The 12702-nt window shown below is 68.6% G+C and carries 12 protein-coding genes; 7 read left to right on the top strand and 5 right to left on the bottom strand.

Features of this window, described 5'->3' with window-relative positions; genetic code table 11:
• Positions 1 to 29: 29 nt before the first annotated feature.
• From G5B46_RS12395 to G5B46_RS12380, 4 genes are all read right to left on the bottom strand, one after another.
• Positions 30 to 1379 carry a lipocalin-like domain-containing protein gene (locus G5B46_RS12395; RefSeq protein ID WP_165259065.1) on the bottom strand — a complete coding sequence of 450 codons (1350 nt, stop codon included), beginning with the start codon at positions 1377 to 1379 and terminating at the stop codon, positions 30 to 32.
• Between the two features lie 139 nt (positions 1380 to 1518).
• Positions 1519 to 3429: an excinuclease ABC subunit UvrC gene (uvrC, locus tag G5B46_RS12390; RefSeq protein ID WP_165259063.1), complete on the bottom strand. Its 1911-nt coding sequence runs from the start codon at positions 3427 to 3429 to the stop codon at positions 1519 to 1521.
• Positions 3430 to 3457: 28 nt separating this feature from the next.
• Positions 3458 to 3736 carry a type II toxin-antitoxin system RelE/ParE family toxin gene (locus tag G5B46_RS12385; protein ID WP_165259062.1) on the bottom strand — a complete coding sequence of 93 codons (279 nt, stop codon included), beginning with the start codon at positions 3734 to 3736 and terminating at the stop codon, positions 3458 to 3460.
• Entirely contained in the window at positions 3733 to 4023 is a 291-nt protein-coding gene (locus G5B46_RS12380; protein WP_165259060.1) for an antitoxin, read from the bottom strand. Before G5B46_RS12380 ends, G5B46_RS12385 begins: the two co-directional genes overlap by 4 nt.
• A 62-nt stretch (positions 4024 to 4085) precedes the next feature.
• Between G5B46_RS12380 and G5B46_RS12375 the strand changes: the two genes are divergently transcribed.
• The 7 genes from G5B46_RS12375 to G5B46_RS12345 all read left to right on the top strand — a co-directional run bounded on the left by G5B46_RS12375 (position 4086) and on the right by G5B46_RS12345 (position 11505).
• Positions 4086 to 4706: a TIGR02466 family protein gene (locus G5B46_RS12375; protein WP_165259059.1), complete on the top strand. Its 621-nt coding sequence runs from the start codon at positions 4086 to 4088 to the stop codon at positions 4704 to 4706.
• Positions 4707 to 4842: 136 nt separating this feature from the next.
• Positions 4843 to 6915 carry a multicopper oxidase family protein gene (locus G5B46_RS12370; protein WP_240903456.1) on the top strand — a complete coding sequence of 691 codons (2073 nt, stop codon included), beginning with the start codon at positions 4843 to 4845 and terminating at the stop codon, positions 6913 to 6915.
• Between the two features lie 81 nt (positions 6916 to 6996).
• Positions 6997 to 8712, top strand: coding sequence for a tyrosinase family protein (locus tag G5B46_RS12365; protein ID WP_165259055.1), 1716 nt, complete (start codon positions 6997 to 6999; stop codon positions 8710 to 8712).
• Positions 8713 to 8736: 24 nt separating this feature from the next.
• Positions 8737 to 9150: a hypothetical protein gene (locus tag G5B46_RS12360; RefSeq protein WP_165259054.1), complete on the top strand. Its 414-nt coding sequence runs from the start codon at positions 8737 to 8739 to the stop codon at positions 9148 to 9150.
• A complete protein-coding gene (locus G5B46_RS12355) occupies positions 9147 to 9938 on the top strand; it encodes a DJ-1/PfpI family protein (RefSeq protein WP_165259052.1) in 792 nt (263 codons plus the stop codon). Before G5B46_RS12360 ends, G5B46_RS12355 begins: the two co-directional genes overlap by 4 nt.
• A gap of 188 nt (positions 9939 to 10126) precedes the next feature.
• The gene (locus G5B46_RS12350) at positions 10127 to 10888 is read left to right on the top strand and encodes an NTP transferase domain-containing protein (protein WP_165259050.1); all 762 of its coding nucleotides are present in this window, start codon (positions 10127 to 10129) and stop codon (positions 10886 to 10888) included.
• A 170-nt stretch (positions 10889 to 11058) separates the two neighbouring features.
• Positions 11059 to 11505, top strand: a complete 447-nt coding sequence (locus G5B46_RS12345; RefSeq protein WP_165259048.1) for a hypothetical protein — start codon at positions 11059 to 11061, stop codon at positions 11503 to 11505.
• 181 nt (positions 11506 to 11686) lie between these two features.
• Here G5B46_RS12345 and G5B46_RS12340 read toward each other — a convergent pair whose 3' ends face one another.
• Positions 11687 to 12607 carry a phosphodiester glycosidase family protein gene (locus G5B46_RS12340; RefSeq protein ID WP_165259047.1) on the bottom strand — a complete coding sequence of 307 codons (921 nt, stop codon included), beginning with the start codon at positions 12605 to 12607 and terminating at the stop codon, positions 11687 to 11689.
• Positions 12608 to 12702: the final 95 nt, after the last annotated feature.

Raw genomic sequence — 12702 nt, 5'->3', positions numbered from 1 at the left:
ACAAGGCGTCCTCCGCGTCCGCCGAAGTCTCAGAGCGCCTGCTCGATCCAGCCCGTGCCCGTCGTCGCCTGGCCCTGGAAGCTGCCCTCGGCCGAGGCTATGCCCTCGTAGATCGAGCCGGTCGGCAGCGGGAACTCCTGGTCGGCCACAAGGGCCTTGAAGTTCAGCACCGCGTCGAAGCCGGCGATGTCGAGCTGATAGTCGAGATAGTAGACCACGCCGGAGGCCGGGCTGGTCCAGGGGCGATCGGCGGTCATCACGCCCGGCACGACGTACATCTGGCCGTCCGGGTCCTGCAGGGTGACCTCGCAGGGGACCGGCTCGCCCGGCATGGGCCGTTTGTGTTCGCCGTACAGCACGTAGTGGTTCGACAACGACCAGCCATTGTCGAGCTGGGCGTTCTGCAGGATCCACTTCACCGGGTTCTGGGCGGTGCCGAAGAAGCCGTACTCGTGGTCCATCCAGGTCTTGCCGGTCACCTCGAAGATCTCGCCGTCGATGGTGATCGTGCCCGAGGCGGCGATGTTGGTCAGTGAGTAGTAGTAGTTGCCGGTCTGCAGGTGCGAGCCGCTGGCCTTGGGCAGGATCTGGCTGACGCCGGTGCCCCAGACGACGAAGGGCGCGCCGTTCTGCGACATGGTCAGGTCGAAGACGATCTCGGTGTCGGTGGCCTCGTCGGTCAGCTTGGTGACCACGGCCATGTTCTGGGTGGGATCGCCCCAGGCCGCGTCCATGGTGATGAAGGTGTGCACCGCCTCGGCGGCGGCGCCCGAACCCTTCTGGCCGGGACCGCCGATGACGATGTGCGGCGGCGAGGTGTAGCCGCGGCCCGGATTGGTGACCTGGATCGACAGGATCGCGCCGGTGGCCGGGTCGATCAGCGGATAGGCGATGGCCTGCGAGCCGCCGCCGCCGGTCACGGTAACGGTGGTGGCGAGCGGATCGTAGCCCGAGCCGGGATTGGTCACCTTGATCGCGGTCAGTCGGCTGTTGGGGTCGCCCAGGCGCACGCGCCAGTCGCGGTTGACGTCGTGCTCGGCCCAGGTCGCCGGATCATAGCCGGCGGGCGGGGTGAAGGTGGTGGTGCGCTGGTAGTGCTTCTGGGTGGCGACGTCGGTCAGCATGATCTGCGAGAAGCCGAAGCCCCGGCCCTGGAACGAGGCGGCGTTGATCTCGAAGCCGAACACCCGGTCGCCCGCCTTCAGCGTGCCGATGTGCCACCACCATTCGGTGGGGGCGTCGCGGTGCAGGTAGTGATCGGCGGGCAGGCGGATCACCGACAGCTCGCGCGGGATCGGCTTGGGCGCGTCGGTGTCGGCACCGGCCGAGGCGAGCGGGCGCGCGAGGCCGCGGCCCCGAAGGAACGGCAGGATGGTCATGGCGATGTTTCCCCCAGGCGCTCGGACACGGCGCGTCGGGCGCGCCGCGTGGCAGGTTGCATGCTTCTCCAGAGCGGCCTGAGGTTGCGTTCGGCGAACGGCGTTGTCAATCGCGCGGGGCGCGTTTTGGGTAGGGGCGTCAGCCCTTGCGGAAGAAGGCGTGGATGCGTTCGGCCAGGGCCTGGCTGACGCCGTCGACCTTGACCAGATCCTCGACGCCGGCGCGGCCCACGCCCTTGGCCGAGCCGAAGGCGTGCAGCAGGGCCTTCTTGCGGCCGGGACCCACGCCCTCGATCTCGTCGAGCGGGTTCTTCTTCAGGTCCATGCTGCGGCGGGTGCGGTGGGCGCCGATGGCGAAGCGGTGGGCCTCGTCGCGCAGACGCTGCAGATAGTAGAGCACCGGCGACTTGGGCTCGAGCATGAACGGCGTCTGGCCGGGGATGAAGAAGCGCTCCAGCCCCGCGTCGCGATCGGGGCCCTTGGCCACGCCGACGACGGCGATGTCGTCGACGCCCAGGTCGGCCATGATCTCCAGCGCCGCGTCCAACTGGCCCTTGCCGCCGTCGACCAGCACGAGGTCGGGGCGGTTGGCGTCGTCGCCTTCTTCCTCTTCCTTGACCAGGCGGGAGAAGCGGCGCTTCAGCACCTCCTTCATCATGCCGTAGTCGTCGCCGGGCGTGAGCTCGGTCGAGCGGATGTTGAACTTGCGGTACTGGCCCTTCATGAAGCCTTCGGGGCCGGCCACGATCATGCCGCCTACGGCATTGGTTCCCTGGATGTGGCTATTGTCGTAGACCTCGATCCGCTCGGGCGGGGCGTCCAGCTTGAAGGCCTCGGCCACGCCGGCCAGCAGCTTGGTCTGGGCGCTGCCTTCGGCCATCCGGCGGCCCAGCGCCTCGCGGGCGTTGGTCAGGGCGTGACCGACGAGGTCGGCCTTCTCGCCGCGCTTGGGCACGGCGATCTCGACCTTGCGGCCGCTCTTCAGCGCGAAGGCCTCGCTCAGCAGGTCGGAGTCGGCCGGCTGGACGTTGGCCAGGATTAGGCGCGGGATCGGCTTGTCGTCGTAGAACTGGCCCAGGAACGCGGTGATGACCCGCTGCTCCTCGGTGACGCCTTCCTCCTCGTCCTCGGCGGCGCCGGTGATGCGGGGGAAGTAGGCGTGGTTGCCCCAGTTCTGGCCGGCGCGGAAGAAGAACACCTGCACGCAGGCCTGGCCGCCCTCGACATGCAGGGCGACGACGTCGGCCTCTTCCACGGTCTCGGGGTTGATCTGGCTTTCCTGGGCGACGGCGGCCAGGGCGCGGATGCGGTCGCGAAGGCGGGCGGCGCGCTCGAACTCCAGTTCCTCGGCGGCCTCTTCCATCTGCTTGGCCATCGACGCCATGACGGCGCGGGACTTGCCGCGCAGGAACGCCTCGGCCTGGTCGACCAGCGCGCCGTAGTCCTCAAGGCTGATCAGGCCGGTGCAGGGCGCGGCGCAGCGCTTGATCTGGTGCAGCATGCAGGGCCGGTCGCGCGTCTCGTAGACGCTGTCGCTGCACGAGCGCAGAAGAAACGCCTTCTGCAGGGTGTTGAGCGTACGGTTCACCGCCCAGGCGCTGGCGAATGGTCCGAAATAGTCGCCCTTGATGGCGTGGGCGCCGCGGTGCTTGCGAAGCTGCGCGGCGTCGTGGTCACGGCGGATGAGGATCTCGGGGAAGCTCTTGTCGTCGCGCAGCAGCACGTTGAAGCGCGGCTTCAGCTGCTTGATCAGGTTGATCTCGAGCAGCAGGGCGTCGGCTTCGGTGCGGGTGGTGACGAATTCCATCGCCCGCGTGGCGTCGACCATGTGGGCGATGCGGTTGGTGTGGAAGCGGCCCTGCGCGTACTGCACCACGCGCTTCTTCAGGCTTTTGGCCTTGCCGACGTACAGCACCTCGTCGCCTTCGCCGATCATCCGGTAGACGCCCGGCCCGTCGGGCAGGCGCGTGACCTCGTCCTTGATCAGGGCGGCGCCGGACAGCTTCGGCGGTTCGGCGGGGGAGGGGATGTCGGCGGTGGTGTCGGTCACGAGGCAGATATAGGCGAGTCCGGGGAAGTCAGCGACGTTCGAGGCTGTGTCTGATGCGCAGGATCACGACTGCGTCGCCTTGTTGTCGATACTGCACCACATAGCCATGGGCGCCGAAGGGGATGTAAAGCTCGCGCATGCCATGACCTTTGCGCCGGCCGCGGTCCGGAAGCTCCCCGAGCGAGCCAACGCTTTTCATGATGACGTCAATGGCGCGATCGGCCGCCGATGGCGCTCGGCTCACGAGCCATCGGCGCAACTTCATGAGGTCACGCCTGGCGCGCTGATCGAACTCGATGGATTTCATCCGCGCGCTTTGACCTTCGGCTCTGGCGGCGGCAGTTCCTCTTCGGTGTCCCAGGACGCGACCCAACGCTGGATGTCCTCGAAAGGAATACCGCCTTCGCGCAGCGTCTGGTCTGCTTGAGCACGCAGTTCACGCCAGTAGGCGTCGTCGTCGGTGTATCCCCAGTCCTCGTCGGACATCACGTGAAGCACGTCGATCGCATAGGTGTCGACGTCCTTGCCCTCGGCTTCGGCGGCCGCTTTGAGGCGGGCGGCGAGCGCAGCGGGAATGGTGAGGCTCACGGTCATGTTCTCATGATGTTCCAATCGCCGTTTGTCGTCAACGCCGGCCGCCTGTATGACCCCGCCCCATGACCACCCGCTCGCTCTTCGTCACCCCGCTCTATGAAGCCACCCTGTCCGGCGAGAAGGGCTTCGAGACCTTCATCGACGACCTGCACGACGCCTGCATCGCCGTGGCCGAGGACGACGAGGCCGGCCAGGCCTGGGCCGAGCGAAAGGGCTATCTGGGCTACACCTCCTACGCCTCGCTGGACGACCTGCCCCAGCGCGACAGCCTGTTCGCAGACCTCAAGAAGAAGCTCGACAAGCACGCGGCCGCCTTCGCCAAGGATCTGCGGTTCGACTTGGCGGGCGGCAAGCTGGTGATGGACAGCTTCTGGATCAACATCCTGGATCCGGGCGGCCAGCACACCGGCCACATCCACCCCCACAGCGTGATCTCCGGCACGGTCTACGTGACCATTCCGCCGGGCGCCTCGGCCCTGAAGTTCGAGGATCCGCGCCTGCCGATGATGATGGCTGCGCCCACCCGCCAGGACGACGCGCCCGAAAGCCTGCAGCCCTTCGTCTACGTGCAGCCCGAGCCGGGCACGGTCCTGATGTGGGAGAGCTGGCTGCGCCACGAGGTGACGCCCAACCAGGCCGAGGAGCAGCGGATCAGCGTCAGCTTCAACTACGCCTGGCGGTGACGCGCGCGGCCTGTGCGAAAGATCACAAAAATTTAGCCTTCACCTTGAGTATCGCTTAGGTAGTATTCAGCCTCGGGGAACGTTGTTCGGGGAGGCTGCGATGAGCGGTGCTGGTGGGCGCGTGCGCAATGCGCGCTTGACGTTGACGGTAGGGGCGGCCCTGGCCGCCGTCGCCATCCAGGCGGGGACGGCCGCCGCGCAGGATCGGGTCGTCGACAATCCCCGCCTGCTGGGCGCGCCGATCGAGGCGACGGCGCAGGCGGCGCAGAAGGGAACGACCAGCCTGCTGGCGATCACCGGCACGGCCTCGGGCGACAAGAGCTACGTCATCCCGCCGTCGACCGCGGCGATCACCGCCGACAAGCGCCTGGCGCTCAACATCGTCTACACCGACGGGCGGCTCTACAACCCGGCCAACGGGCGCTACGACAAGGTCCACCTGCGCAGCTACAACGGCACCGACGTCTCGTCGACCACGCCCTATGTGGCGCCGACGATCCTGACGCGGCCGGGCGAGACGGTCCGCGTCGCGCTGGACAACAGGCTGCCCGCCGATCCCAGCTGCACCGACCCCAACTGGCTGATCAACGTGCCGCACTGCTACAACGGCACCAACCTGCACAGCCATGGCCTGTGGGTCAGCCCCACCGGCAACAGCGACAACGTGCTGCTGTCGATCAATCCCGGGGTGAAGTTCGAGTACGAATACAACATCCCCCGCGACCATCCGGCCGGCACCTTCTGGTACCACACCCACCGGCACGGCTCGACGGCGCTGCAGGTTTCCAGCGGCATGGCCGGGGCCCTGGTCATCAAGGGCGACCGCAAGCCGACCCCCAGCGCCAACGGCGACCTCGACACCCTGCTCTACAAGAACGGGACCCCGATCCCGGAGAAGTTGCTGGTGTTCCAGCAGATCCAGTACGCGTGCCTGGACAAGAACGGGAACATCAAGGTCAAGACCGACGCCAAGGGCAACGTGGTCGAGTGGGTCTGCGATCCGGGCGACACCGGCGTGATCGAGTTCTACAGCGACGCCAACGGCAACGGCTTTGGTCCCGGCAGCTGGGGGCAGTCGGGCCGCTACACCAGCATCAACGGCCAGGTGCTGGCGACCCTGCCGGCCAAGCAGGGCGAGCTGGCTCGCTGGCGGATGATCCACGCCGGCGTGCGCGACACCATCTCGCTGCAGTTCGTGAAGATGGCCGACGGCGGCCCCGCGGCCATGGAGCGCCTGGCGGCGGCCGACGGCCCGGCCTTCCAGAAGACCTACTGCATCGGCGAGCCCGTGCCCTTCTACGTGGTCGCCGACGACGGCCTGACCGACGCCCAGGCCCGCAAGGCGACGGTGGTCACCCTGCAGCCGGGCTATCGCAACGACCTGCTGGTGGTTTTCCCCAAGGCGGGCAACTACTGCATGCTCGACGCCGACACCGCGCCCAGCGCCACGGTCAACAGCATCGCCGTCGGCACGCGCCTGCTGGGCAAGGTCAGCGTCGCGCCGGGCCAGGAAGTCCGCGACATCCCGGCCTTCGTCACCAACGAACTGGTGGCGGCCGCCAACGTGCAGATGCCGCCGGACGTGCGCGCCAGCGTCGTCGCCGACCTGCGCAACGGCCTGAAGCTGACCCGCTTCGTGCCGCACCCGACGATCACCGAAGCCGAGATCAAGGGTTCGGAGACCGAGAAGGTGCTCTTCAACATCGCCATCCCCGGCCAGAACACCAACATGCCGGTGCAGTTCGAGGTGGGCTCGCAGGACTACGCCCCGCGCCCCTATGCGCCCGACCGGGTCGACCGCACCCTGGTGCTGGGCACCGCCCAGGAGTGGGAGCTGCGCTCGGAGTTCGTCAGCCACCCGTTCCACATCCACGTGAACCCGTTCCAGATCGTCAAGATCCTGGATCCGAACGGCAAGGACGTCAGCGCGCCCGGCGCGGTCGACGACTTCGGCCCCGGGCCGGCCGACCCGCAGTATCCGGGCCTGAAGGGCGCCTGGAAGGACACCCTGTGGGTCAAGAGCGTGCAGAAGACCGACAACGGTCCCTACCTGCCCTACACCCTGATCGTCCGCACCCGCTACCAGCGCTACATCGGCGAGTACGTCCTGCACTGCCACATCCTCGACCACGAGGACCAGGGCATGATGCAGAACGTCCAGATCGTGCTGCCCGGCGGCGCCGGCGGCGTGTCCCACGGCCACCACTGACCGACCCCTCCCGGCGCGGCCTCGCAAGGTCGCGCCGGTGTTTCCCCGATCCCAATCCGATCCCCAGAGAGAGTCCGTGACATGACCCAGGATCCCGCCGCCTTCGGCCCGTTCTCCGCTCCCTCGCGCCGCGACCTGATGGCCGGCGGCGCCGCGATCGTGGGCGCGATGGCCGCCGGCCAGGCGCTGGCCCAGCCCGCCGCGCCGACCAAGGCCCGCTGGCGGCGCTGGAACGTCAGCAGCCCGGAAGGCAAGAAGGCCCTGGCCAGCTACGCCCGGGCGATCGACATCATGCTGAAGCTGCCGCCGTCGCATCCCTACAACTGGTACAACCACGCCCTGACCCACACGGTCGACTGCCCGCACGGCAACTGGTGGTTCGTGGTCTGGCACCGGGGCTATGTGGGCTGGTTCGAGCAGGTGGTCCGCAAGCTCAGCGGCGACAACACCTTCGCCTTCCCCTACTGGGACTGGACGGCCAATCCCCAAGTGCCGGCCGAGATGTTCCAGGGCGTGCTCAACCCCAGCACCTATCCGGGCTACATCCAGAGCCTGGACGCCTTCAACAGGGCGTTCGGGCCGGTGCTCGAGAAGTTCTGGAACGGCCTCACCCCCGCCCAGAACCAGCAGCTGCTGATCCGCGGCCTGCGCTTCCCGGCCGACCTGCTGTTCGACATCGGGCCCAAGGGCGGGCCGATGTTCTTCGCGCCGCCCAAGTCGCGCGGCTCGACCCCTCAGCGTCCGGGCTTCGATGACATCACCAACCGCGCCGTCTCGGCCTGGATGCTCGACAACGCCCTGGCCCCGCGCGACTTCATCGGCTTCGCCAGCCCCAAGTCGCAGTTCCACAGCAGCATCACCGGCTTCGGGGTGATGGAAGGCCAGCCGCACAACAAGGTGCACAACTGCGTCGGCGGCATCTGGACCGACGCCAACGGCAACACGACCTATGGCGACGGCTTCATGCAGTCGAACCTGTCGCCGGTCGATCCGCTGTTCTTCCTGCACCACGCCAACATCGACCGCATCTGGGACGTCTGGACGCGCAAGCAGCAGGGCTACGGCTATCCGACCCTGCCGGACGACAACCCCAACTACCTCAACCCGCGTGGTGATCTTGGCCAATGGCGGGCCGAGCCGTTCCTGTTCTTCCGCAACGCGGACGGCCAGGTTCTGCCGCCGGCCCAGCAGATGGCCGGCGCCTACGAGACCATCGGGGCCTTCGACTACGACTACCAGCCTGGGTCGGGCGAGAACGTGGTGCCGCCGCCGCGCCCGGGTCCGCGCCTGAAGGCGGCCGTCGCCGCCAAGCCGCAGCAGTTCCTCGCCAAGCTGAACATCCCCAGCGACGCCAGCCTGGCCTCGGGCGACGTGGCCGTGCCGCAGTCGCTGCTGACCGAGGCGGTCAAGGTGGACGGCCCCAAGCTGCTGGCCACCCTGACGGTGGAGCTGCCGCCGTTCGAGCACGGTCACGACCTGGCGGTGGTGGTCAACACGCCCGAGAGCGAGGCGGTCGGCGTCAACTCGCCGGGCTTCGTCACCACGCTGTCGATGTTCGGCCAGCACCTGGTGACCCGGCCGGTCACCTTCACCGTGCCGCTGTCGCCGCCGCTGGCCAAGCTGGCCATGGCCAAGGGCCTGGGCGCGGCCGCTTCGGACGCCGGGCTCAACATCCGCCTGGTGCGCCTGAAGCCGCGCATGCTGTCGAACGCGGCCCCGTCGCACGACCACGGCGCGGCCCCGGGCGCGACCCGGGCCGAGCCGGAACTGCTGGGCGTCGAGGTCAACGCCTACTGAGGCGATGCACGAGGGAGGAAAGCCATGGCGCTGGCCGGCAAGTGGACCTACCGCAGCTACCTGAACAATCCCGAGCTGGTGGGCGATGACGCCCAGACGGCGCTCAGCCTGATCTTCGGCGAGGGGGTGTTCACCTTCGAGACCCCGACGCCGCGCAGCCTGACGGGCACGCTCGACATGGGCGGCGGCTACGTGCTGGACCTGAAGGGCGAGGTCGATCCCGAGTGCGAGGGGCCGACGACCCTCGTCATCCGGGGCTTTGGCCGCGACGGCACGCCGACGGCCGGCTGGGAGTACGACTATTACGGCTGGCCCGGCTATATGTGGCCCGACGGCGTGGACCAGGTTCCGTCGATCGTCGGCACGATCGTGCGGGCCAAGCCGCACAACGGCGAGCCGGCCGGCGTGACGGCCTCGTTCATCGCGGTGGCCCAATGACCGCCCCGGCGCTGCCGCCGTTCACGGTGGGGATCGTGCTCTATCCGGGCGTGGACATCCTCGACGTCGCGGGGCCGCACGAGGTGTTCGCCTTCTTCGACGGCGAGGTGATCGGGCGGACCATCCAGGTGGCGACCGTGGCGGCGAGCACCGACCCGATCCAGACCTCGGGTGTCCTGAAGGTGGTGGCGCAGTACGACTATTGCGCCGCGCCGCACATCGACATGCTGTTCGTGCCCGGCGGCGGCGACGGGCTGCAGGCGGCGATCGGCGACAAGGCGCTGCTGGACTTCCTGACCGATCGGGCCGGCAAGGCGCGCTATGTGGTCTCGGTGTGCACCGGCGGCCTGCTGCTGGCCTCGGCCGGCCTGCTGGACGGCTATCGCGCCACCACCCACTGGGGCTTCATCGAGTGCCTGAAGCTGTTCCCCGAGGTGACCGTGGTCAACGGCTGCCCGCGCTGGGTCAAGGACGGCAATCGCATCACCGGGGCGGGGATCTCGTCGTCGATCGACGAGTCGCTGTTCATGGTCCAGACGATCGTGACCGACCTGGCCGGCGGTCCAGACGCGGCGGAAAAGGCGCAGCTGGCCTCCCAGCAGGCCCAGCTGTCGATCCAGTACAATCCCGACCCGCCGTTCCCGGGCGGCGACCCGTGCTCGGTCAGCTACGAGGTGTTCGAGCCGGTGAACGCCAGCATGGTCGACTTCCGGACGGCCATCGACAAGGCGATCGAGGCGCGGCTGCATCCGGCGACGAGCGCCTACAAGGCGACCGTCGAGGCCTGAGGGCGGGGCAGGGCGGGGCGCCCCGAGGGGCGCGCACATTGTCGCAAGCGGCGTTTTGCGGAAGGCCGGGCCTTGCCAGGGCTATGGTCGCGCACGATCTGCGCTGATATGGCTCGTTTCGAGTCGTGCTCTCGCCCTTTTCACCCCCGTCTTCGCCGCCCTCTTCGCGGCGCGCTCGAGTTTTCGCCATGCAGTCGCCGGTCAAAGCCATCATTCTCAGCGCCGGACAGGGCAAGCGCCTGTCGCCGTTGACCGACACCCGTCCCAAGTGCCTGGTGGACCTGTCGGGCCGCTCGGTCCTGGAATGGCAGATCCGCCACCTGCACCGCGCCGGCGTCACCGAGGTGGTGGTCGTCACCGGCTTCAACGCCGACCTGGTCGAGGCCGAACTGGCCAAGCTGCGCCTGCCGGGCCTGACCCTGCGCACGGTCTTCAACCCGTTCTACAGCGTCAGCGACAACCTGGCCTCGGTGTGGATGGCGCGCGGCGAGATGCAGGGCTCGTTCCTGCTGCTCAACGGCGACACCCTGTTCGAGCCGGCCATCGCCGAGCGCCTGCTGTCGGCCCCGTCGGCCCCGATCACGGTGACCATCGACCGCAAGGACGGCGGCTACGATTCCGACGACATGAAGGTGCGCACCGAAGGCGACGCCCTGCGCGAGATCGGCAAGACCATCACCACCTACGACGCCGAGTCGATCGGCTTCCTGCGCTTCGAGCCCGAGGGCGCGGCGCTGTTCACAGACATCGTCGAGCGCTCGCTGCGCACGCCCGAGGGCCTGCGCCGCTGGTACCTGTCGGCCATCGACCAGATCGCCCGCGCCCACGATGCAGTGGCGGTGCGCTCGATCCAGGGCCTGGACTGGGCCGAGATGGACTTCCCCGAAGACCTGCCCAAGAACCGCGAACTGGCCGCGCGCTGGGCGGCCGCCGAGGCGACCCCGGCCTGACGGCGGGGCGTTTCCTGCGCCCCAAGCGTCAACGCCCGCCCATGCCTTGCGCAGACGGGCGGTTGGCGCGCCCATCCGGTGGAACGGCGTTCCTCCAAAGAATGTGTCGTGCGTCAATGCGATCATAGGTTGCGCGAAGTCGTTCGCGCCGCCCGGATCGAGGACACGCCATGCCCGAAGCCGCCACTTTCAAGCTGACCGTCTACAAGCCCGACATCGTGGCCGACGGCCAGGTGGGGTTCGAATACGACCTGACCCTGGTCGTCGCCGAAGAAGAGAAGGCCGGCCTGCTGTCCGCCGCCTGCGCCGCGCCCGAGGCGGCTTCGACGGCGCGATGCGAGGTGGTTCCGGTGACGGGAACGCTGTCGTTCCCCAACCCGGCCGCGCCGGTGATCTCGCCGTTCACCGGCGCGATGTTCATCTACGACAACGCTCCGGCCATCGGCTTTCCGCTATCGATCATGGCCAGCAGCACCAGCGCCGAGCTGCTGAAATTCAGGCTCAACCTGTGCTTCCCGTCGATGTCGAGCGACCCGCTTTCCGGCTCGATCGTGTTTGGCGACTGGCCGGGGCCGCTCAGCAACGTCGCGGCCAGCTTCCTGTCGCCGCAGGTCTAGGGCGGATCGACATTCACTCGATGGACGCCCCTAAACCCGTCCTTCCCCGCGAAGGCGGGGACCCAAGCGGATGTTGCGGGTAGCTCACGGCCGCGCCTTCCCTTGAAGCGCGGCTTGGGTCCCCGCCTGCGCGGGGAAGCTCGGTGGAAAACGGGAGCGCCAATCTGGTCCGGGGCGGATCCTAGGGCGCGCCAAGCACCCGCACGCCGATCTGGTTGGCGACCGGGCGTTCGCGGCCGGGCACGCCGGTGTGGATCGGCGAGTTCAGCACGCGGGGCCGGCCAAAGCCGTCGTCGACCGCCAGGGTGGTCGAGCCGCCGCCGTCGAGATTGATGGCGTCGGCCGCGCCCAGGTCGCGGAAGAAGGCGGTCAGTTCGGCCAGGGTCGCGCCCTCGCTGATCACGGTCTGGCGGCCGTCGACCACCACCAGCCAGCCGGTGCGGCCGTCGGCCGAGACGCCGAAGGCGGTGCGCGGGTGGCGGTCGCGGGCGTATTTGGGGCCGGCGTGCTGGAAGGACTGCTCGGCGCCGTCGACCAGCAGCACCGGACCGGCGGCCACGGCGTCGACCACGTCCCAGCGGCAGGTGGCGCCCGAGCGGATCTCGACGAAGGAAGGGTGGATGCAGAGGATGGCGTTGACCCGTGGATCGACCTCGGGGTCGTCCGGCGGGGCCACCTCGCGGCCGGCGACGATCACCTTGCCGACCGGATCGACGTGCTGGCCCGCGTGCGGGACGAAGTCGTCGCCGCCGGGTGTGCCGGCCTTGAACGGCACGAAATAGCTGGCGTTGACGGCCAGCAGGGCGCCCGAGGCGGTCACGAACTCGGAGGTGGTGCGGGCGTGGTACTGGCCCGCCCCGTCATTGGGCGGCGAGACGAAGAGCTCGACCTTGGGGTCGGCCAGGTCCAGCTGGACCACATGATAGACCTGCCGCAGCGGGTTCTCGCGGGTCTCGCTCCAGTAGGTCACGCCCTCGGAGAGCGTGCTGGAGGCGCTGCGGCTGAACGCGGCCCGGGGCGAGGCGGGGATGTCGACGCTGGCGCAGGCCGACAGCAGGAGCAGGGCGCCCAAAGCGGCGGCGCGGCGTAGAAAAGGCGACACGGGACAGACTTCGAACGGACGAAAACAGGTCGCCGCCGGCCATGCGAGCCGGCGGCGTTCGCCCGGCACATAGGTCCTGGCGCCGCCGCATGCAA

Origin of the sequence: Caulobacter sp. 602-2 (assembly GCF_011043625.1) — a bacterium.
In the GTDB taxonomy this organism is placed as follows: Bacteria; Pseudomonadota; Alphaproteobacteria; order Caulobacterales; family Caulobacteraceae; genus Caulobacter.
This window is presented reverse-complemented; position numbering and strand designations above follow the sequence as displayed.